This window comes from Salinimicrobium sp. TH3, assembly GCF_026676115.1.
Taxonomy (GTDB): domain Bacteria; phylum Bacteroidota; class Bacteroidia; order Flavobacteriales; family Flavobacteriaceae; genus Salinimicrobium.
In genome coordinates this window covers 466,004-487,960 of the sequence record NZ_JAPONB010000001.1, presented here as the reverse complement: position 1 = coordinate 487,960, position 21,957 = coordinate 466,004, and the positions used below count along the sequence as shown (strand labels likewise).

Below are 21,957 nucleotides of genomic sequence, written 5' to 3'. Positions count from 1 at the left end.
AGAATATTCTAGAGAAGGATTAGCTAAATGTCGGGAAAGAGTCGGGAAATAAAACATTAAAAAACAAAAAACCCTTGAAAATCAGGTGATTAACAAGGGTTTCTGTACTCGGAGCGGGACTTGAACCCGCACGGGAATTTCTTCCCATTGGATTTTAAGTCCAACGTGTCTACCAATTCCACCATCCGAGCGTGGAAGGTTTATGTGAGCGAAAAACGGGATTCGAACCCGCGACCTCCACCTTGGCAAGGTGGCGCTCTACCAACTGAGCTATTTTCGCGTTTTAAAGAACATAAAAAATAGAGAGGCTTGGTGGCGCTCTACCTCCCGATAGCTATCGGGAGAGCTATTTTCGCATTTTTAAAGAACTTCTCCTGTTGTGAGGAGTATTGCGGTGCAAATTTAATACATTTCTGAAACTGGCAAAGATTTTTTTTCAAAAAACCCCCGTCTTTTATTAGTCTGCCGGTAATCACCTATACCCCTGCCTGTTGCCTGCTGGTAAGCATTCGTTTAATCTCGTTGAGCTTCATCAAAGCTTCCACGGGAGTAAGGGTATTGATATCTGTATGCAGTATTTCTTCTTTAAGTTCTTCCAGGATAGGATCATCAAGATTAAAAAAACTGAGCTGCATATCGTCTTCGGCCGACTTCTTTACGGCTCCCGATTTTTCCTTCATCCCATGAGAATCTTCAAGTTTCTTCAGGATCTTATTTGCCCTTCTTAAAACCTGTTGGGGCATGCCGGCCATTCGCGCCACATGTATCCCGAAACTGTGTTCACTGCCTCCCGGCACCAGCTTTCTTAGGAACAGCACATTATCCTTAAGCTCCTTTACCGAAACATTATAGTTCTTAATACGCCCAAAGGTCTCCCCCATATCGTTTAGCTCATGGTAATGGGTTGCAAAAAGGGTTTTTGCTTTTGCAGGGTGCTCATGAAGATATTCTGTAATTGCCCATGCAATAGAAATACCATCGTAGGTGCTGGTTCCCCTACCTATTTCATCCAGCAGTACTAAACTTCTTTCCGAAAGGTTATTAAGGATGCTCGCAGTTTCATTCATTTCCACCATAAAAGTGGATTCCCCCATGGAAATATTATCACTGGCACCTACCCTCGTAAAGATCTTGTCTACCAGGCCAATCCTAACTGCTTCAGCAGGCACAAAACTTCCCATCTGCGCCATAAGCACAATGAGTGCGGTTTGTCTTAGAATCGCCGACTTACCACTCATGTTAGGCCCTGTGATCATGATAATTTGCTGGGTTTCCCTGTCCAGGTAAACATCGTTGGCAACATAGGCTTCAGAAAGTGGCAACTGCTTTTCAATGACAGGATGACGACCATTGGTTATTTCGAGTTCAAAGGAATCGTCAATTTTTGGTTGACAGTAGTTTTCTGAATTGGCTTGTTGGGCAAAGGAACATAAGCAATCGAGCTGCCCAATAATAAAAGCATTTTGCTGCACCGGCTGGATATAATCTCCAATCCAGGTAACGAGACTGGCAAATATATCCTGTTCCAGCTGAAGGATCTTTTCTTCGGCTCCCAATATTTTTGCCTCGTATTCCTTAAGTTCTTCGGTGATATATCTTTCTGCATTAACGAGGGTCTGTTTCCTCACCCAGTCCTCCGGCACCTTGTTTTTGTGCGCATTACGTACCTCTATATAATAACCAAAGACATTATTGCTCCCAATTTTGAGGGAGGTGATCCCTGTGGCGGCACTCTCCCGCTCCAGGAGCTTATCTAAATAATCCTTGCCCGAAAATGCTATTTTTCGCAGGTCATCCAGTTCAGCTGAAAATCCTTCAGCAACAGTATTTCCCTTCTGAATATTTACCGGTGCATCTTCGTAAAGGGTTTCTTTTATTTTATTCCGAAGCAGATCACAACTTTGCAGGTTCTCCCCCATCACCTTTAGAGCCTCTTCGCCCGAAGAAGTCGCAAGTGCCTTGACCGGTATCACTGCTTCCAGGGAATTTTTAAGCTGGATCACCTCCCGTGGGCACACCTTTGCGGTAGCCACCTTGGAGATCAACCTTTCCAGATCGCTAATCTTTTTAATATGATTTCTGGTCTTCTCAAGTGTTTCGGGCTCATCAACAAGGTAAGCGACCACCTTGTGACGCTTCTTTATTTTTTCGGCATTTTTAAGAGGTAAAGCAAGCCATCGTTTCAACATCCTTCCTCCCATTGGGGAAATGGTTTTATCAATGACATCAAGCAGGGTTACTGCATTTTGAGCATTCGAAGTGTATAGCTCCAGGTTGCGAATGGTGAACCTGTCCATCCACACATATTCCTCTTCGGCTATACGGGTAAGGCCGGTAATATGCTGCAGGCGGTGATGTTGTGTTTCTCCCAGATAGTAAAGAACAGATCCTGCCGCAATAATTCCCTCCTCCAGGTGCTCTACTCCAAAACCCTTTAAAGACTTCGTTTTAAAATGAGTGTTCAGGTTCTCGTAAGCATAATCCAGTTTAAAGACCCAGTCCTCCAGGAAGAAAACATGGTGGTCCTGCCCAAAACTGGCGTAAAATTCTTTTTTCTTCTGCTTTGGAACCAGCACTTCGCTGGGACCAAAATTTTGCAGCAGCTTATCAATATATTCAACAGAACCTTCGGCAGTAAGGAATTCTCCCGTGGAAACATCCAGAAAAGATATTCCCAAAGACCTCTTGCCAAAGTGAACCGCGCATAAAAAATTATTGGTCTTGCTTTGAAGCACCTCATCATTCATAGAGACCCCGGGAGTCACCAGTTCGGTCACGCCCCGTTTTACGATCTTTTTGGTGAGTTTTGGATCTTCCAGCTGGTCACAAATTGCCACCCGCTCCCCCGCCTTTACCAGTTTGGGTAGATAGGTATTCAAGGAATGATGTGGAAAACCCGCCAATTCGCTGCGTTCGCTGCCATTATTGCGGTTAGTAAGCACAATATTGAGGATACGTGCTGCTTTTACGGCATCTTCCCCGAAGGTTTCATAAAAATCGCCTACCCTAAACAGCAACATCGCATCGGGATATTTCTTCTTGATGCTGTTGTACTGCTGCATTAAAGGGGTCACCTTCTTCTCTGATTTTCCTGACACTGGGCTCGAATTTTTGCTGAGGGCTAAAATATGGATTCTCTCAATTTAAAGATAATCTTCCCCTCTCTCATTTTCAAACTTTTATCCACAACCTATCAAAACCTTTGAACCTAAGAATCTTTAGCCCCTTCAACTAAAATAATCCCTTCCCCGTATGTGCTTTTTTATTTTTTATTTTTGTCCCATGGAAAACCGAAAGCTGAAAAACAGCGAACTCATAAGAAAATCTACCGAAGAATTTAAGTCAGCCGAAAAGACGCCGCTTATTGTCATTTTAGACAATGTACGCAGTCTCAATAACGTTGGCTCGATTTTTCGCACCTCAGATGCATTTTTGATAGAAAAGATCTACCTGTGCGGGATAACAGCCACTCCGCCTCATAAAGATATTCAAAAAACTGCTTTAGGAGCCACCGATACTGTGGTCTGGGAATACCGGGAAGATGCCCTGGAGCTGGTGAAAGACCTTCAGCAGGAAGACGTTCGGGTTTTTTCGGTAGAACAGGCCGAAAATTCAACTTTGCTCGATGCATTTACTCCTCAAAAAGGGCAAAAATATGCCCTTGTTTTCGGGAATGAGGTAAAGGGAGTGCAGCAAAAGGTAGTTACTGCCAGCGACGGAGTCCTGGAAATCCCACAACTGGGGAGCAAACATTCGCTTAATATTGCAGTAAGTGCAGGAGTCGTCCTGTGGGATATGTTTTCAAAAATTAAAAAATAAGACCTGTCAAAAATGCCTTTTTTGACTCCTATTTTTCGGTAATTTCCGATAGAAGGTTTAGATAATCTTCCCTTCTTTTCACGAAATCCAGATTGGAAATATCAATAATCTTCACATTGAGCCCGGGCTGGGATTTGATGAAAGACAGGTAGCTGCGGTTGATGTTTGCAAGATAATCGGCTTCAATATTCTGTTCGTAATCCCTGCCCCGCTTCTTGATGTTTTCCAGCAACCTTTCGGTATTTTGATAGAAATACACATATAGATCGGGTTTTACCAGCTCCTTGTACATAAGGTTAAAAAGTTTCTGGTAAAGCGAGTATTCATCTTCATGAAGGGTGATCTTTGCAAAAATGAGGGATTTAAAAACATCATAATCGGAAACCACAAAATCCTTGAAAAGATCGTATTGAGCAAGGTCATCTGAAAGCTGCTGATACCTGTCGGCCAGAAATGACATTTCCAGTGGAAAAGCGTAACGTGACTTATCCTCATAAAACTTCGGAAGGAATGGATTGTCCTTGAACCTTTCCAGGATAAGCTTGGCATTAAAATCCTGGGAAACCATGGTTGCAAAACTGGTCTTACCGGCACCTATATTCCCTTCCACGGCAATATAATTGAATCCTGAAAAGGAAAATTTCTTCGGAAGCTTCAGTTTTTCGGGTATAAGCTTTAATTCTGTTCTGTCGACAGACTCCAGCAGGACTTTAATTTTCACCTTTTTGTGAGGGTGCTTTACTTCCGAAGCAATATCGGCAAGAGGCGCCAAAACAAAATTCCGGTTTTGAATTTCGGGGTGAGGTACTGTGAGGTCTTTAGAAGTGAACACCTCATCTTCCACAAGCAGGATATCAAGATCTATTGGCCGGTTTTGATAACGGTCGCCGGTTTTTCTCTCCCGCCCCATTTTTTTCTCGATCTCCAGCAGCTGCTTTAGGACCTTATGAGGTTTAAAACGACTATCTACAGCAATACAGGAATTAAGGAAAGGCTTCCCCTCAAAACCCATGGCAGGGGTTTCATACACTCCCGAAACTGCTCTTACATCTCCTGTTTTTTGCTGAATTTCTTCAATAGCCCTTTGTAAAAAGTCAAATCTGGCACCCTCATTGCTTCCTAGTGCTATATAAACGGTTTTTAAAGGGTTCAAAAGATCTTAAGAAATTTTTAGTAAGACGGGATCAAGATATTTCACAGCAAATTAAATAAAAGAAATGCACATACCCTTAACTTTGTTATAAAGAGTTTCAACAAAAAAAGCTCCTCAAAGAATTCGGGCTTAAGGCACGATTTGAGGAAAATATGATCTCATAAAAGTAAAAGATGAAAAAATTTTTAAAAATATTCGGAATTATCCTGGGAGTGATCCTTCTCCTGCTTTTTCTCACTCCATTTTTATTTGAAAAGCAGCTGAAAGATCTAGTACAGGACACCATCAATAAAAATGTCAATGCCACAGTGAGCTTTGAAGATGTTGATTTGAGCATCTTCAGGAATTTTCCCGATGCCACCCTGGCCATTCAAAACCTGAAGATCATAAATAATGCTCCTTTTGAAGGTGATACTCTTGCGCTGAGTGAAGAAATTGTTTTACAAATGTCGGTTCGTGAACTCTTCAAAGGCGCAGGGGAACCTAAGAAGATTGATGCTCTTAAATTAGAAAACACTTTTCTAAACGTAAAAGTGGACTCCCTGGGGAACAATAATTATGATATTGCCATACAGGATACTGTTTCTACCACCACCTCGAATGGTGGCGGGTTTAAATTTGATGTAGAACATTACGAGATCAATAACTCCCGGGTAGACTATGTTGACCAGGGGCAAAACATGAAACTACTGGTGGAAGATCTAAACCACCAGGGTACGGGAGATTTCTCTGCACAAACTTCTACGCTAAGCACTTTTTCAACAGCCCTGGTAAGTTTTGAAATGGACAGTGTCAATTATTTAAAGCGGAACAAGCTACAACTTGATGCCGATTTTAAAATGGACCTTGAAAATATGCGCTACACCTTTTTGGAGAACGAAGCGCTTATAAATAAGCTCCCCCTCACCTTTGACGGCTACGTTCAGGTGAATGAAAATAATAATGAAGTGGATCTTACTTTTAAGACCCCCACTTCCTCCTTCAGGAATTTCCTTGCAGTAATGCCCGATGAATACTCTAAGAACATTGAGAATGTAGAAACAAAAGGAGATTTTGTGGTAAATGGATTCATCCGCGGAATTGTTGACGAAACCTATATTCCAAAAATGGAGATCAATATTACTTCCAACAATGCAGCTTTTAAATATCCCGACCTACCCAAAGCAGTGGAAGATATTACCATTGCTGCTGTTTTAAAAAATGACACCGGTATTGCAGAGGATACCTATATGAACATTGACCGTCTCAACTTCAGGATTGATCAGGACGCTTTTAACGCCAGCGGAAGCATTAAAAACCTTACCGGCAATATGCTGGTGAATATGGCACTACAGGGAACTATTAACCTGGCCAATATCACCAGAGCCTATCCGCTTGAACTGGAGCAGGACCTTAATGGTATTGTCACTGCCGATCTTACTACAAGCTTTGATATGGATTCTGTAGAAAAGGAGCAGTATCAAAATGTGAAGAGCAGCGGTACAGCAACCATAAGGGATTTTAGTTACACTTCTCCCGAAATTCCAAATGAGATAAAACTCTCTACTGCCCAGTTGCGATTTAATCCGGCTACCGTTAGCCTGGACAACACGGTTTTGACCACGGGGCAAACAGATCTCGCTGTTACCGGCACCATTCAAAACCTGATGGGGTATTTATTCACAGATCAAAAGCTAAAGGGGAATTTTACTGCTTCTTCCAAAACTTTTTCGGTGAATGATTTTATGGTGAAGGAAACTGCAGTAGAAGGAGAAGATAATGAACCGGTAACCACTGCAGAGATCCCCGGAGATGAAGCTATAAAGATCCCGTCATTTTTGGATGCCAATATTGACTTTACCGCAAATAAGGTGCTGTACGACAACCTGGTACTGGAAAATACCCATGGAAATTTGAGGATCGTAGATGAAACCGCCCGCCTGTCCAATGTTACTTCCAACATCTTTGCAGGTAACATCCTGTTGAACGGATTGGTTTCTACCAAAGACCTTATTCCAAATTTTGCCATGCAGCTAGAGTTACAGTCCATTGACATTGCACGTGCATTTAAGGACATGGAGCTATTAAGGAACCTCGCACCTATTGCCCAGGCCTTGCAGGGAGAACTCACTACAAATATAGACTTGAGAGGAAATTTAAATGATGACCTTACCCCACAGCTACAAACTTTAGCGGGGAATGCACTTGCAAAGGTTCTGGGGGCAAGGGTGAACCCGGCTCAAACTCCTCTGCTTGCAAAACTGAATCAAAGCCTTACCTTCATTGATCTCAATAATCTTAACCTAAAGGACCTGGAGACAAGGTTAACTTTTAATAATGGACAGGTTGAAGTGCAGCCGTTTGATTTTAATATCAAAGGAATTAAAGGCCGCGCCTCGGGAGCTCATGGTTTTGATATGGACATGAATTATAACGTAGCCCTGGAAGTTCCAGCACAATATTTAGGCAGCGAGATAGGCAGCACCCTCTCCCGTCTTAGTGCCCAGGACCAGGAGAATATGACTGTTAGCCTACCGGTAAACATTACGGGTAGTTTTAGTAATCCTAACCTCAACCTCAACGTACAACAAGCGGTAAATAATCTAACGCAACAAATTCTCGCCACTCAAAAAGAAGCTCTCAAAGATAAGGGCCGGGATGTATTAAGTGACATTATTAGCGGAGGCCAAAAGAAAGATACCACAGATGGCAGAACTACAACTCAAAAAGATTCTTTAGCTAAAAGGAATCCCAATGAGGCCATTAAAGAGACTGCCAAAGACATCCTGGGCGGAATTCTGGGAGGCAATAAAAAGAAAAAAGATACTACAAAGAGCCAGTAACTATTTGATTGATAGAGAAACATTAAATCCCTCATGTTTCCTTACGTTGAAGACCATCCCATCTTCAAAAATAAGGTACTGTCCTTTTATTCCTTTTAAAACCCCCTCGTAAAATGGCATTTTTGCGAGGTTAAGAGTTTTACATTTTGTAGGATAGCTCATTACGGGAAACTTAATCTCGAGCTCCTTAGAATTGGCAAGGTAGTAATCCAGGACCTCGGCAGGCAAATATTGCTTCATGTCTTCACGAATCGCCGCCAAATCAAGATCTTTGAGATTATTGGTGAGCATACTGCGCCAGTTGGTTTTATCAGAAAGATGTTCTTTGAGAGCAACTTCTGTGATCCCTGCAAGATACCGGTTTGGGACCTCCACCACCTCAATGGCTTCGTGCGCCCCCTGATCGATCCAACGGGTAGGGATCTGGCTTTTTCTGGTTACTCCCACTTTCACATTACTGGAATTGGCCAGGTAAACTACATGTGGCTGCAATTGAGCTGCTTTTTCATATTCCAGATCCCTGTCTTCCTCATCGAGATGAGCTTTGCTCAATTCCGGCCTAATTACCCACTCCCCCATTTCGGGCAATTCCATGAAACAATTATAACAAACTCCATTAGCAAAGATTTTCTTTTTCTTATGACAACTGGTACATTCGTAGTTTAGGAAATTAATCGCTAAACGCCTGTCCAACACCTGGTTCATATTGAGAAAATCCTGCTCAAAAATGAGGTAATATTGAACTGTTTCTGCTAATTCAGTTTTCATTTTTGTTAGCACACCTTCATAAGTCATAGAAAAGAAGATTTTATCGCAGCCTTATTTTTTGAAAGCTGTAAGAATAGTTTTAATTTTAACCGGTTGCATACCGATTTGAAGCGCCCAAAGATAAAAAGAAAAAATGCCAATTCCTTTAGTACATTCTGTGGCTTCCTGGTTCCTCAAGAAGCGAATCCATCAAATGGAGTTGTTTATCAAATATCCCCAGGAAGTGCAATTTGAGTTACTTAAAAAGCTCATACAAAAAGCAAAAAACACAGAAGTTGGGCTGCAATATGATTTTGCTTCAATAAAGACTTACGAAGATTTTGCTAAACGGGTGCCTTTACAGCAGTACGAAGATTTTGAGCCGCAAATAGAACGCAGCCGCCGTGGCGAAAATAATATCTTTTGGCCTACTCCCATTAAATGGTTTGCAAAGTCGAGTGGCACCACTAATGCAAAGAGCAAATTTATTCCCGTTAGTGATGAATCTTTGGAAAAATGCCACTACGCTGCGGGCAAGGATATGCTGTGCATGTACCTTAATAACAATCCTGGATCGCAGTTATTTAGCGGCAAAAGCCTTAGGCTGGGTGGCAGCAAGGAACTGTATAGCAGCAACGGCACCCAGTTTGGAGATCTTTCTGCAATATTAATTGACAATATGCCTTTTTGGGCAGAATACAGCAGTACCCCCAGCAATGAAATCTCGCTAATGAGCAACTGGGAGGTTAAAATGCCGGCGATAGTAAATGAAACCATTGATGAAAACGTTACCAGCCTTGCGGGTGTACCTTCCTGGATGCTGGTGCTACTCAACAACGCTTTAGAGGCTTCGGGCAGACAAAATCTTTTTGAGATATGGCCCAATCTTGAGGTCTATTTTCACGGCGGAGTAAATTTTGCGCCCTACATGGATCAATATCAAAAAATTCTGCCTTCCAGCAGCTTTAGATATTTTGAGATCTATAATGCTTCGGAAGGATTTTTCGCCATTCAGGATACGAATGATTCCAAGGAGTTACTGCTAATGCTTGATTATGGTGTCTTTTATGAGTTCATTCCCATGGAGTATTTTGGTACACCTGAAGAAAAAGTAATTCCCCTTTCTGAAGTGGAATTAGATAAGAACTATGCAGTGCTTATTACCACAAATGCAGGTCTATGGCGCTACAAGATTGGAGATACCGTACGCTTCACCTCCCTGGATCCATACCGCATTAAGATCACGGGCAGGACCAAACATCACATCAATGTGTTTGGGGAAGAACTTATTATCGAGAACGCCGAAGAAGCATTAAAAAAAGCTTCTCAACAAACCGACTGCGAAATAGTGGATTATACCGCTGCACCTGTTTTCATGCAAGGCAGGGAAAAAGGAGCGCATGAATGGATCATTGAATTCAAGACGCCTCCCGCCGATTTTAAATTTTTTGTTGAATGCCTGGACAGGCATTTGCAAAACATCAATAGCGATTATGAAGCCAAGCGCTTCAATAACATGACCCTCAATTCACCAAAGGTCCATATTGCCAGGGAAAAGCTATTTTACGACTGGCTAAAAAAGAGAGACAAACTGGGAGGACAGCATAAGATTCCGCGGCTTTCCAACAAACGTTGTTATGTTGAGGAGCTGCTGGAGATGAATGGGTAGACGTGAGATTTGAGACGTGAGATCTGAGATCTGAGATCTGAGATCTGAGAATTTAGACTTTAGAATTTCAAAACCTGATAAATTTTTGTTGTCTCCCTCTTGACAGGGCCTAAAGGGATGAACTAATTATATGCCGCTCCTCTGGAGCTCCTTTCACTATACTTACATTCTACCTATAAATATTACGCTCCTCCGGAGCTCCTGTTACCCTCTTTCCATTCTTGCTATAAAAATTACGCTTCTCCGGAGCTGATTTGTAATTAATCAAGCTCCGGAGGAGCGACATGTTTATAGAAATGTCTAAAGGACTCAACAGAGCGCCTGAAGTGCGGCATGTTTTAAAAGTTAAAACCTCACAGATTTTAAAAATCTGTGAGGTTAATAATTATTAGAACCCTTTCTGGGTTTGGAGCCCTGAAAGGGTTGATATCTTAACTTACAACTCCTTCGACACCTGGTGCACGGCTTCTATTGTAGCATCAAGATCTTTATAAGTCAAAGCATCTGTAATGAACCAGGTTTCAAAAGCACTTGGTGCGATATAGACTCCGTGATCAAGTAAACCGTGAAAGAATTTATTGAACTTTCCATTCCCGGCAGATCTTGCTGCAGAGGCAAAATCGGTTACCGGTTCTTCTCCAAAATGGATAGAGATCATTGATCCCTTCCTGTTAATGGTGTGTGCCACCTCGTTGCGGTTAAGCACATTTTTAATGCCTTTATGCAGGTAGGCAGTTTTTTCATTTAAACGCTCGTAGATCTCGTTATCACTGTTAAGTTCCTGCAGCATTGCAAGTCCTGCAGCCATTGCAAGAGGATTTCCGCTAAGGGTTCCTGCCTGGTAAACAGGTCCTACAGGCGCAAGATAATCCATAATCTCATTTCGGGCAGCAAAAGCTCCCACGGGTAGTCCGCCGCCAATTACCTTTCCGAAGCAAACGATATCTGCGTTTATTCCGTAAAGCTCCTGTGCACCACCTTTTGCAAGACGGAAACCGGTCATTACCTCATCAAAAATAAGCAGTACATCATGTTCATCACACAGCTGGCGAAGACCTTCCAAAAATCCCTTTTTTGGAGGGATACATCCCATATTTCCCGCAACCGGTTCAAGAATAATACAGGCTACTTCCCCTTTATTTGATTCCAGCAGTTGCTTCACATTTTCGAGGTCATTAAAAGTAGCCAGCAAGGTGTCCTTAGCAGTTCCTTTGGTTACCCCGGGACTGTTAGGCGTTCCAAAAGTCACTGCCCCACTGCCCGCCTGGATCAAAAACGAATCACTATGCCCATGATAGCAGCCTGCAAACTTGATGATCTTATCACGATCCTTAAAGCCGCGGGCAAGACGTACGGCGCTCATGGTAGCCTCGGTACCCGAATTTACCATACGTATCTTGTCGATATTCGGAACCATGGAAACAGCAAGTTCTGCAATAGTGGTTTCCAGTTCTGTCGGGGTTCCAAAAGAGGTTCCCTTTCTCGCCTTTTCTACTACCGCATTAACTACCGGTTCAAAGGCATGACCTAAAATAAGAGGCCCCCAGGAGTTGATATAATCAATATACTTATTCCCGTCCTCATCATAAATATAAGCCCCTTTCGCTTCTTTAATGAAAATTGGTTCCCCGCCAACGGCAGAAAATGCCCGTACAGGGGAATTTACCCCACCGGGTATAACTTTTTTAGCTGCAGTGAACAACTCGCTGCTTCTTTTGTAGATCATAATATTGTTTTAAGGAGTCACTAGAAGAGTCTGGCCAATGCCAATATTAGTGCCTTTAAGATTATTTATTTTTTGTAACTGTTCAACGCTTAGGTTGTGCCTTTTTGCAATAGAATATAAGGTATCCCCCTGCTGTACGGTATAAGCCCGGCCTCCAGAATTGCCCGACGTGGTCGATTCTGTATAAACAACCACCTGTCTCGCAGGAGTATCGCCATCGTACAAATGGAGTTGATATCTTTCTATAATGCTAATGAGCTTCTCGGGGTACCGCCTGTCTGTCGCGTAACCTGCAGCCCTAAGGCCGTGAGCCCAGCCTTTGTAATCGTAGGGGTCAAGCTCAAAAAGTGCAGCATACCGTTTTCTTTCGGCAAGGAAAAGGGAATGATCCCTAAAAGAATATTTGGGGTCCTTATATTTTCTGAAACATTCCTGTGACCGGTCATCATCATGATATACCTTCCCCCCGGTCCAGCCATGGCATTTTATTCCAAAATGGTTATTTGCCCTGCGGGTTAATTCCCCCTCCCCGGCACCCGATTCCAGAATGCCCTGGGCAAGGGTAATACTGGCAGGAATTTTATAAAGTTCCATCTCCTCCTGTGCCATGGGTGCGTATAGCTCAATATACCTTGCCACCTTATCCTGGTAGGTCCCGGGAGTGGGCGCAGGAAGCCTGCCAGCCGGTCTCTCCCCGTTAGTCCTATGTTCTTTACTGGTGACCTCTCCCCCTTTGGAAGCTTTCTTACTTGTTCCACAGGAAACTGTGAAAGTGAGAAGTACAAGTGTAAAAATTTTAAATGCGACTTTCATACTAGGTCAAAATTGGAGGTAAATTTCTCATTTTTAACACCTTATTCATACCGGGAATTCCCTGAATTCCGCCTGTATGAATGGCTAAAATACGAGTATTTTTCAGAAAATATCCAGTCTGTGCGAGATCAAAGATACCGTACATAAGTTTTCCTGTGTAAACAGGATCTAATTGCACCCCATACTTCCTTCGGAAGTTATTGATGAAGTCAATGAGCTTTTCATCCACTTTAGCATAACCTCCAAAATGATAATCTGGTATAATCTTCCAGTTATTTTTTTTGCTTAAGCGCTCTATTTCCGGCTTAAGAAAGTCGCCTTTTAGGGCGGGGAAGCCCAGGATTTGCTGATGCTCTTCAGAAGAATTTATTAATCCGCTGATGGTTCCTCCAGTCCCAATGGCACAACAAATCACGTCAAATTCAGCATCTTTAGGAGTTAATATTTCCTCACAGCCTTTTACGGCCAGTTCATTGGTGCCTCCTTCGGGTACAAGATAGAACTCGCCAAATTTCTCCTGCAGCTCTTTTAAAAATTCTTCGGAAGCTTTTTCCCGGTAGTCACTACGGCTTACGAAATGCAACTGCATTCCGCAGGAATGAGCGAACCTAAGCGTAGCATTCTCGCGGAGTGTCTTTTCCAGGTCTTTCCCAAGTTCTTCTCCCCTAATTACCCCTATTGTTTTAAAGCCCGAAAGTTTCCCTGCAGCAGCGGTGGCTGCAATATGATTGGAATACGCGCCCCCAAAAGTGAGCAGGATTTGCCTTTTTTGAGAGGCAGCTTCAGCCAGGTTGTATTTAAGTTTGCGGAATTTATTACCCGAAACCTGGGGATGCAGAAGATCCTCCCTCTTTAGATAAATGGAAACTCCATTGACTTCAGCTATAAACTGATTGGGGATCTTGGGAGGTGCATAAAATACATTTTCTGTATTATTCATTTGGCAGGGGATAATAGTCCTTTCTATCGCTGAATGATCTTCGGCATTCAGGTTTTTATAATTCTGGTTCAAATATTAAGAACTAATTATAAGAAAGAAAGCTCAGTTTCTCAAAAAGAATCTATAATTTCTAAAATCAACTTTTACAGTCGATTTCCTTTAGAAGAAACAAAGATGAGCAAAAGAAATACAGACAGATGAAAACATTTGATGCAATAATTATAGGCACAGGCCAGGCAGGACCTCCCCTGGCTTCCAGTCTCGCCAAAAATGGTTTTAAAACGGCGATCATTGAAAAAGATGACCTGGGCGGCACCTGCGTCAATACAGGATGTACTCCTACCAAAGCTTATGTCGCTGCTGCAAGGAGAGCTTTTGTGGCAAAGAATAGCCGGGATCTGGGGATAAGTGTCGAGGGTGAAGTAAAAGTAGATCTTAAAAAAATCAGGGCCCGCAAGGATGATTTGATCTCAGATTCACATGCCGGACTACAAAAGCAGTTTGAGAATGAAGAAAACATAATTCTTATTCGTGGTAAAGCGGTCTTTGTGGACAATAAAACAATTGAGGTAAATGGCGAAAAGCTTACTGCAGAAAAGATCTTTATCAATGTTGGCGCCAGGCCTAACGTCCCTAAAGATTTTAAAGACGTGAATTATTTAACCAACCGGAGTATGCTTGAACTTGAAGAGGTGCCTGCAGAGCTGGTCATTGTGGGAGGAGGATATATTGGTTTGGAATTTAGCCAGATGTTTAGCCGCTTTGGAAGCAAAGTGACCATACTGGAGCGGGGACCAAGGCTCATGAAAAAAGAAGACGAAGATATTGCCGCAGTTATAACAGAGATCCTTGAAACCAGCGGGATCAAGGTGCTACTAAATTCAGACTGCATCAAAGCCACCACAGAAAAAAGATGCATTGAAGTAACCTATGACTGTGAAGAAGGAGCAAAAAAGATCCAAACCAACCATTTGTTGCTGGCGGTGGGAAGAGTACCTAATACAGATGGTCTGGGCCTGGAACATACGGGAGTGCAAATGGATAAACGCGGATACATTAAGGTAAATGATCAACTACAAACTTCTGTGCCCCACATTTGGGCTCTGGGGGACTGCAATGGAGAAGGAGCCTTCACCCACACCGCCTACAACGACTTTCAAATTGTAAATTCCCAGTTATTTGAGGAAAGGAAAAGATCCCTTTCTGACCGGTTTGTTTGCTATGCCGCCTTTATTGACCCGCCACTGGCCCGGGTAGGAATGAATGAAACTCAAATAAAGGAAAAGGGTATAAAAGCGAAAGTGGCAGAAATACCTATGAAACATGTGGCCAGGGCAAAGGAGAAAGGGGAGACTTTAGGAAAAATGAAGGTGTTTATTGATGCAGAAAGCGAAAAGATCCTTGGTGCAACATTTTTGGGAACCGGAGCAGACGAGATCATCCACACGGTCATCGACCAGATGTATGCAGGAGCTTCTTACAAAGTAATAAGAGATGCAATTCACATACATCCTACGGTAAGTGAACTAATTCCTACTATGCTTGAAGAACTAAGGGATCTCTAGTCCCGAATATCAACCCACTAGAGGTAATGTCGAAATCCCCAGAATGATCTTTTCTCCAGGTATTTAAGGTTTTTTTCGTTGGCATAGGCTTCCCGTTCAAAACAAATCCTGTTATAGGCCTTGTAGGAATCCCGGTACTTAATAAGTCTTATAAAATATTCGAAAAAGTACCAGATAAAAAAGAATATGATAAGCAGCTCCAGCTGTTGCTTGAGGTGTATTCGCTCGTGATTCATAAAAACTGAATTACGCCTTAGCTCTTTTCGCTTTATTACAATAAATGGCCAAAGGACGACGCCATCAAATTGTTTGGCAAGAATAAATTTATTTACCACCACAAACATTAGGGCAAGATAAGAAAATGCTATTTTTGTAATATGAGTTTTTTAAAGAAAAAAATTCCGCTTGAGGAAGGGGACTTCTATATTACTCCAGAAGGCTACCGCTGCTTTACCGAACAATACCACCTTAAAAGAGGATACTGCTGTGAAAGCGGCTGTCGCCACTGCCCCTACGGCTTCAATAAGAAAACCAACCAACAGAAAAAATAATTCTATATGGACTTCAAAAATGCCATTTTAGAAGGTATTCCCAACACTTTACCGGCTGCGAAAAATTTTGATTCCGCAGTAAATCATGCGCCAAAACGCAAGGATATTCTCTCTTCCGAAGAGAAGAAACTGGCCTTGCGCAACGCACTTAGGTATTTTGATAAAAAGCATCACGAGGAGCTGCTTCCGGAATTTCGTCACGAACTTGAAACCTACGGAAGGATCTATATGTACCGCCTGCGCCCGGACTATGAGATGTATGCGCGTCCAATTTTTGAGTATCCCGGAAAATGTGAACAGGCAAAAGGAATCATGCTCATGATCCAGAACAACCTGGATCCTAAAGTAGCTCAGCATCCCCATGAATTGATCACTTACGGCGGAAACGGAGCAGTGTTTCAAAACTGGGCGCAATACCGGCTGGTGATGAAATATTTAGCCGAAATGACCGGGGAGCAAACCCTTGTCATGAACTCGGGCCACCCGCTCGGCCTCTTTCCTTCCCATAAGGATGCCCCACGCGTAGTGGTCACCAATGGAATGATGATCCCCAACTATTCGAAACAGGACGACTGGGAAAGATTTAATGCCCTGGGAGTAACGCAGTACGGACAAATGACGGCAGGAAGCTATATGTATATTGGGCCACAGGGAATTGTCCATGGTACCACGATCACTGTGCTAAATGCATTACGAAAGATAGCCCTAACTTCCACTTCACCCGATGGTACAGGTATCAAAAAAGGCAATTTGGGAGAGGGTTCTTTATTTGTGACTTCGGGGCTTGGAGGAATGAGCGGTGCCCAACCCAAAGCAGGAAATATTGCCGGCTGTATCACGGTGTGCGCCGAGGTAAATCCAAAAGCTGTTGAAACCCGTCATTCCCAGGGATGGGTCGATGAAGTCGTAGAAGACCTCGACTTACTCGTGCAAAAGGTGACAGAAGCAAAAGCGGCAGGAAAAACAATCTCTTTTGCATACCTGGGTAATGTGGTAGAGGTGTGGGAAAAGTTTGATGAAGAAAATGTGCAAATTGATCTGGGCAGCGATCAGACTTCTCTCCATAATCCCTGGGCGGGTGGCTATTATCCTGCAGGTCTAAGCCTGGAAGAAGCTAATGAGATGATGAGCAAAGATCCCGAACGCTTTAAAGAAAAAGTGCGGGAAAGCCTTCGTAGACAAACTGATGCGATCAATTGCCACACAAAAAAGGGAACTTACTTCTTTGATTACGGAAACGCTTTTTTACTTGAAGCTTCAAGAGCAGGCGCAAAGATATACAGAGACGGGAAAGGCAATTTTGTAAGTGGAACTTCAGCCGGGGAAGAAAAGGATTTTGCTTATCCAAGTTACGTGCAGGATATCATGGGCCCTATGTGCTTTGATCTGGGATTTGGACCATTCCGCTGGGTGTGTGCTTCGGGAAAAGAGGAAGACCTGGAAAAGACCGATGCTATTGCCCGCGAGGTGCTTAAGAAATTAAAACAAGAGGCTCCTGATGAAATCCAGCAGCAAATGCAGGACAATATTAAATGGATTGAAGGAGCAAGAGCCAACAAACTGGTGGTGGGCTCCCAGGCTCGCATACTTTATGCCGATGCCCAGGGCCGCATCGAAATTGCAAAAGCTTTTAATAAGGCTATTGAAAAAGGGGAAATTGGAATGGTGATTTTAGGAAGGGATCATCATGACGTGTCGGGAACAGATTCTCCTTATCGCGAGACCTCCAACATCTATGACGGTTCCCGCTTCACGGCCGATATGGCCATTCAAAATGTAATTGGCGACAGCTTTAGAGGAGCCACCTGGGTGAGTATTCACAATGGCGGAGGTGTAGGCTGGGGAGAGGTGATCAACGGCGGGTTCGGTATGGTTCTTGAGGGTAATAAGGAGTCGAAGAGGCGACTCAACGCTATGTTATTCTGGGATGTAAACAACGGGATCGCTCGTAGATCCTGGGCTCGTAATGAAGGAGCTATCTTTGCAATTAAACGGGCTATGGAAACAGAACCGCGTTTAAAGGTTACACTTCCAAACATGGTCGATGACAGTCTCCTGGACACTTAACCTTAAAACCATATTAGTATGAGAGCTATTAAAATTACTTCGGTACTTCTTCTGATGGTACTGGTTATGACTTCTTGTAATAGCGTGCGTGTAGCGACAGATTACGACAAAGAAGCCAATTTTGCACAGTACCAAACTTATGCCTTCTTTAAACCTGGAATTGACAAAGCAGAAATTTCTGATCTTGACAAGAAGAGGATTTTAAGAGCCATAGATGACGAAATGCAGGAAAAAGGTTTTACCAAATCTGATAATCCAGATATGCTGGTGAGCATTTTCACTAAGACAAAGGAAAATATAAATATTTATAACAATCCTTATGGCTATGGATATGGTTGGGGTTGGCATCCATGGTACTGGGGTGCAGGTCATAACACCATCAATTCCACTACCGAAGGTACTCTTTATATAGACCTTGTAGATGCAGAAAAGAAAGAATTAGTGTGGCAGGGAATGGGTACTGCAGCCCTTTCCAGTAAAGTTGATCGAAAACAGGAGAGGATAAATGAGATTGTAGAAGAAATTCTGGAAAAATACCCTCCTTCTCTTAATTAATGCTGAAGTCCCCCTTTTTAAAAGCCACTATAGTGAAAACCGTAGCGGCTTTTTTTGTTTTTGCAAAGCTTACTTCATTGAAAATCAAAATATTGCATCATCAATATTTTTGTATCTTTAATTTCTGTCATTTTTGATACAATCATGGAACAAAAATTTGAATCGAACGAAATTATTGACCGGCTTCCGGCACACCTGAAGCAATTCATAAAACCTCAGAATTACGAGGACTACACTCCTATAAATCAGGCGGTGTGGAGATACGTAATGCGCAAGAATGTGGATTACCTTAGCAGGGTTGCTCACTCTTCCTATCTGGATGGACTTAAACAAACGGGAATTTCCATTGACCACATCCCCAACATGTATGGGATGAACAGGATCCTAAAGGAAATTGGCTGGGCTGCAGTAGCGGTTGACGGTTTTATACCGCCTGCGGCATTTATGGAATTTCAGGCATTCAATGTTTTGGTGATTGCAAGTGACATAAGACAACTTGAACATATAGAATATACCCCGGCACCCGATATTATCCATGAAGGTGCAGGCCATGCACCCATCATTGCCAACCCCGAATATGCAGAATACCTGCGCCGGTTTGGAGAAATTGGTTGTAAGGCGATCTCCAGCGCAAAAGATTACGAGATCTACGAAGCTATAAGGCACCTCTCTATCATTAAAGAAGCCGAAGATACTCCCGAAGAAGAAATCGCAGCCGCCGAAAAAAGAGTTGAGGAGCTACAAAATGACCAGCGGGAGCAAAGCGAAATGGCTCAAATAAGAAATCTACACTGGTGGACAGTGGAATACGGTTTGATAGGAACCCCCGAAAATCCGAGGATCTATGGGGCCGGCCTCCTTTCCTCCATTGGGGAGAGCACCTGGTGCATGACCGATAAAGTAAAAAAGATACCTTACACCATAGAAGCAGCTCAACAGGAATTTGATATTACAAAACCTCAGCCCCAGCTGTATGTGACACCAGATTTTGCCCACCTAAGCCTTATCCTGGAAGAGTTTGCCAACAAAATGGCACTCCGCGTTGGCGGATTGGAAGGCTTACAAAAGCTAATCCATTCAAAAAACATAGGTACGATAGAACTTAGTACCGGGATCCAGATTTCCGGAAAATTCACCCGGGTAATCGAAGAAAACGGAAAGCCGGTATATTTCCAAACTACGGGAGAAACTGCCCTTGCTTCAAGAGAGAAAGAGTTAGTTGGCCACGGCATAGAGAATCATCCCGATGGTTTTGGATCTCCCGTGGGAAGATTAAAAGGTATAAACCTCGCCATTGAAGATATGAGCCCCCGCGACCTTCGCGCCTATGACATTTATGAAGGAGAGCAGGTGAATTTCGAATTTGAAGGCGGCATCACAGTCAAAGGTGAGATCATCACAGGAACCAGGAATTTACAGGGAAAGGTGATCTTAATAAGTTTAAAGAACTGCACCGTCACCTGGAAAGACGAAGTACTTTTTAAACCTGAATGGGGGAATTATGATATGGCGATAGGAAAAGAAGTGATATCAGCTTTTGCAGGACCTGCAGATGCAAAATCTTTTGACCTTATCACCCACACCCCTTCTTCCACCACCATCAAGAGCAAAAAAACACCTGAGCGCGAAGAACTGGAATCCCTGTATAAATCGGTAAGAAATATCAGGCAGGGAGAAAACACAAAGTTTTCATTGGACGCTGCTTTTGATCTCGTGAAAAAATATCATCCTAAAGACTGGCTGCTTTCCGTCGAGATCTTCGAATTGACAAGCGGTAAAGATGAGAAACTGGCTTCAAAGGTGTTAGAGCATCTGGAAGACGTAAAACATCGAAGACCCGAAGTAGCACATTTAATTGATAATGGGATTGGACTCGTAAAACCCGAACTGGTTACAGGATAATTACAGCTTAAGTTCCTGCATTTCTTCGATGGAAGTTCCAAACTCCTGTTCATTATAGGTAAGGGTCCAGCCCAGAGTATTGGTGAGGATATAGATCTTTTGCAGTTCGCTAATGAGCCGGTTCTCTGCATTAGATTTTAGGGAAGATTTCTCCACCTTTTCCCGTATGGATTTATTTATCCGGGTCTTGATCTTATTATAATCGGCCGCTGTGAATTGATTGAGGTAGTCCTGGGTGATGTCGTAATATTTAATATCTGGATAGATATTGATCTCCTCCTTGGGAATGTACTTGATATGCACCGTTTTATTCTCCACATCCACCTCGGTTTGTAGTTTACTCAGGTCATAAGCAACTGTAGCCTTGGCATTGACAATAATAAGCGCCCTTTTGCGGGCCGGGAGCACATCAAAGAATCTTTTTTCAGTATCCTTGTAGGTGTAGACCTGTGCAAAAGTACCTTCGGTCACTACCAGTTTCCCCACATTTTTGATCTGCTGCTGTATCAACGCTGTGCTCTCTTCCAGGCGGTCGCGTTCGGCATCCCGGTTTTCACAATAACGAAAGGTCAAAAAGATGATCAACACGACAAGGGCACCAAGAAAATATTTCTTCATGTTCTAAAAATACGAATTAGAAAAAGGGTTTATTTGAAGAAAATGTGAAGATTTACTTCAAAATTTAATTTCAGGATATTCTTTTTCAAGTTTTTCCATCTTTTGCTGAAGATCTCTGCGGAATTTTTGATGTGCTTCGGAAGCTTCATTAAATGGCCGGTGTGAAAGCCCTTTTTTAATGGTATCCACTCTCTTCATTACTTCGGAAGCTTCTAAAGCTATCCATGCCTCCTTAAATTTCTCCCAGATGTAATCGACAGCCATCTTATTTGGGTGTACCATGTCTTCTGCATAGAAACGGTAATCCCGAAGTTCATCCATCATAATCTCATAGGAGGGAAAGTAAGCACAGTGATCTTCAGAAGCAACAATTTCCTGAATCGCTGTGATCAACTTGGCCTTGCTTAGCTGATTTTCCACAAATCCATCTTTTAAATGCCTCACAGGAGAGACCGTAAAAATGACCTGTGCTTTTGGATTCATTTCCTTCACAATTGCTGCTGTCTCAAAAAGGGCATTTTGAGCCTCTGTTATTTCTTTGCTGAAGTTTGACTGCGGGACCTTATGGCAATTAGCAACCATTTCTCCAGATTCTTTAAGCCTGTAGCCCCAGGCCGTGCCGGGTGTAATGATAACATGAGTAGTTGACCGTAGAAAGCCTGCTGTTTCCTCCACAGCAGCATTCAGCTTGTTGAGGATCTCCTGTTTTTCTACCGAATTAAGATCGGAATGGGCTTCATAACTGTGCCAGGCTTCATTGTGGTAAAAAATGTCGGCTTCAGTAAAAGTGTGTTGGGATTTTACCCTTTTCAGGAAGTTATGGATGGCTGCGGGATGAAATAAAATTCCGAAGGGATTGAGCAGGTTTGGGAACTTAAAATAATCCAGTTTCTTCCCAATATTTTCGACAAAACAAGAGCCCAAAAGCAGCACTTTTGAAGAATAACCAATTTTTGGTTCCTGAGGCGCTATGGGAACTTGAGTACGAAATTCCATCTTTTTGATTTCGG

17 protein-coding genes and 2 tRNA genes are annotated in these 21,957 nt (G+C 42.8%); 8 read left to right on the top strand and 11 right to left on the bottom strand.

Translation table 11 applies throughout. The features are described 5' to 3' along the window. Positions 1-105 precede the first annotated feature (105 nt). The 3 genes from OU683_RS02080 to mutS all read right to left on the bottom strand — a co-directional run bounded on the left by OU683_RS02080 (position 106) and on the right by mutS (position 3,062). Positions 106-191: transfer RNA gene (locus OU683_RS02080), tRNA-Leu, on the bottom strand. A 16-nt stretch (positions 192-207) separates the two neighbouring features. Next, positions 208-280, bottom strand: a tRNA-Gly gene (locus OU683_RS02075). A gap of 196 nt (positions 281-476) precedes the next feature. Beyond that, positions 477-3,062: a DNA mismatch repair protein MutS gene (gene mutS / locus OU683_RS02070; RefSeq protein ID WP_268135042.1), complete on the bottom strand. Its 2,586-nt coding sequence runs from the start codon at positions 3,060-3,062 to the stop codon at positions 477-479. A gap of 220 nt (positions 3,063-3,282) precedes the next feature. Between mutS and OU683_RS02065 the strand changes: the two genes are divergently transcribed. Then, positions 3,283-3,819 (top strand): RNA methyltransferase, encoded by a 537-nt coding sequence (locus tag OU683_RS02065; RefSeq protein ID WP_268134653.1) that lies wholly within the window; start codon positions 3,283-3,285, stop codon positions 3,817-3,819. A 28-nt stretch (positions 3,820-3,847) separates the two neighbouring features. Here the strand turns inward: OU683_RS02065 and folK are convergent, their stop codons facing one another. After that, the gene (folK, locus tag OU683_RS02060) at positions 3,848-4,972 is read right to left on the bottom strand and encodes a 2-amino-4-hydroxy-6-hydroxymethyldihydropteridine diphosphokinase (RefSeq protein ID WP_268134651.1); all 1,125 of its coding nucleotides are present in this window, start codon (positions 4,970-4,972) and stop codon (positions 3,848-3,850) included. A 173-nt stretch (positions 4,973-5,145) separates the two neighbouring features. On the opposite strand from folK, the gene OU683_RS02055 reads away from it, so the two are divergent. After that, positions 5,146-7,794, top strand: coding sequence for an AsmA family protein (locus OU683_RS02055; protein ID WP_268134649.1), 2,649 nt, complete (start codon positions 5,146-5,148; stop codon positions 7,792-7,794). On the opposite strand, the gene OU683_RS02050 is transcribed toward OU683_RS02055, so the two are convergent. Further along, positions 7,795-8,589, bottom strand: a complete 795-nt coding sequence (locus OU683_RS02050; RefSeq protein WP_268134647.1) for a DUF2797 domain-containing protein — start codon at positions 8,587-8,589, stop codon at positions 7,795-7,797. It lies immediately after the preceding gene. Between the two features lie 106 nt (positions 8,590-8,695). On the opposite strand from OU683_RS02050, the gene OU683_RS02045 reads away from it, so the two are divergent. After that, entirely contained in the window at positions 8,696-10,210 is a 1,515-nt protein-coding gene (locus tag OU683_RS02045) for a GH3 auxin-responsive promoter family protein (RefSeq protein ID WP_268134645.1), read from the top strand. Positions 10,211-10,646: 436 nt separating this feature from the next. Here OU683_RS02045 and hemL read toward each other — a convergent pair whose 3' ends face one another. The 3 genes from hemL to OU683_RS02030 are packed head-to-tail and all read right to left on the bottom strand — an operon-like array spanning position 10,647 to position 13,689. Continuing rightward, positions 10,647-11,936, bottom strand: coding sequence for a glutamate-1-semialdehyde 2,1-aminomutase (gene hemL, locus OU683_RS02040; RefSeq protein WP_268134643.1), 1,290 nt, complete (start codon positions 11,934-11,936; stop codon positions 10,647-10,649). Between the two features lie 9 nt (positions 11,937-11,945). Further along, complete coding sequence (locus tag OU683_RS02035; RefSeq protein WP_268134641.1) at positions 11,946-12,749, bottom strand: glucosaminidase domain-containing protein; 804 nt, start codon at positions 12,747-12,749, stop codon at positions 11,946-11,948. Between the two features lies 1 nt (position 12,750). After that, positions 12,751-13,689: a 1-aminocyclopropane-1-carboxylate deaminase/D-cysteine desulfhydrase gene (locus OU683_RS02030; RefSeq protein ID WP_268134639.1), complete on the bottom strand. Its 939-nt coding sequence runs from the start codon at positions 13,687-13,689 to the stop codon at positions 12,751-12,753. A gap of 197 nt (positions 13,690-13,886) precedes the next feature. Between OU683_RS02030 and OU683_RS02025 the strand changes: the two genes are divergently transcribed. Then, positions 13,887-15,254: an FAD-containing oxidoreductase gene (locus OU683_RS02025; RefSeq protein WP_268134637.1), complete on the top strand. Its 1,368-nt coding sequence runs from the start codon at positions 13,887-13,889 to the stop codon at positions 15,252-15,254. A gap of 17 nt (positions 15,255-15,271) precedes the next feature. Here OU683_RS02025 and OU683_RS02020 read toward each other — a convergent pair whose 3' ends face one another. Next, a complete protein-coding gene (locus OU683_RS02020; RefSeq protein WP_326493539.1) occupies positions 15,272-15,490 on the bottom strand; it encodes a hypothetical protein in 219 nt (72 codons plus the stop codon). A gap of 141 nt (positions 15,491-15,631) precedes the next feature. Between OU683_RS02020 and OU683_RS02015 the strand changes: the two genes are divergently transcribed. The 4 genes from OU683_RS02015 (at position 15,632) to OU683_RS02000 (ending at position 20,329) form a co-directional block, all read left to right on the top strand. Beyond that, complete coding sequence (locus OU683_RS02015; protein ID WP_169578534.1) at positions 15,632-15,805, top strand: C1orf53 family protein; 174 nt, start codon at positions 15,632-15,634, stop codon at positions 15,803-15,805. Positions 15,806-15,811: 6 nt separating this feature from the next. Next, positions 15,812-17,872: a urocanate hydratase gene (gene hutU / locus OU683_RS02010; protein WP_268134632.1), complete on the top strand. Its 2,061-nt coding sequence runs from the start codon at positions 15,812-15,814 to the stop codon at positions 17,870-17,872. 18 nt (positions 17,873-17,890) lie between these two features. After that, positions 17,891-18,427 (top strand): DUF4136 domain-containing protein, encoded by a 537-nt coding sequence (locus OU683_RS02005; RefSeq protein WP_228914307.1) that lies wholly within the window; start codon positions 17,891-17,893, stop codon positions 18,425-18,427. Between the two features lie 144 nt (positions 18,428-18,571). Beyond that, on the top strand, positions 18,572-20,329 hold the full coding sequence (locus OU683_RS02000) for an aromatic amino acid hydroxylase (RefSeq protein WP_228914306.1): 1,758 nt from the start codon (positions 18,572-18,574) through the stop codon (positions 20,327-20,329). Here OU683_RS02000 and OU683_RS01995 read toward each other — a convergent pair whose 3' ends face one another. Both OU683_RS01995 and OU683_RS01990 read right to left on the bottom strand, forming a co-directional pair. After that, complete coding sequence (locus tag OU683_RS01995; RefSeq protein ID WP_268134629.1) at positions 20,330-20,947, bottom strand: DUF4230 domain-containing protein; 618 nt, start codon at positions 20,945-20,947, stop codon at positions 20,330-20,332. Positions 20,948-21,004: 57 nt separating this feature from the next. Further along, positions 21,005-21,943: a GSCFA domain-containing protein gene (locus OU683_RS01990; RefSeq protein WP_268134627.1), complete on the bottom strand. Its 939-nt coding sequence runs from the start codon at positions 21,941-21,943 to the stop codon at positions 21,005-21,007. Between the last annotated feature and the right edge of the window lie 14 nt (positions 21,944-21,957).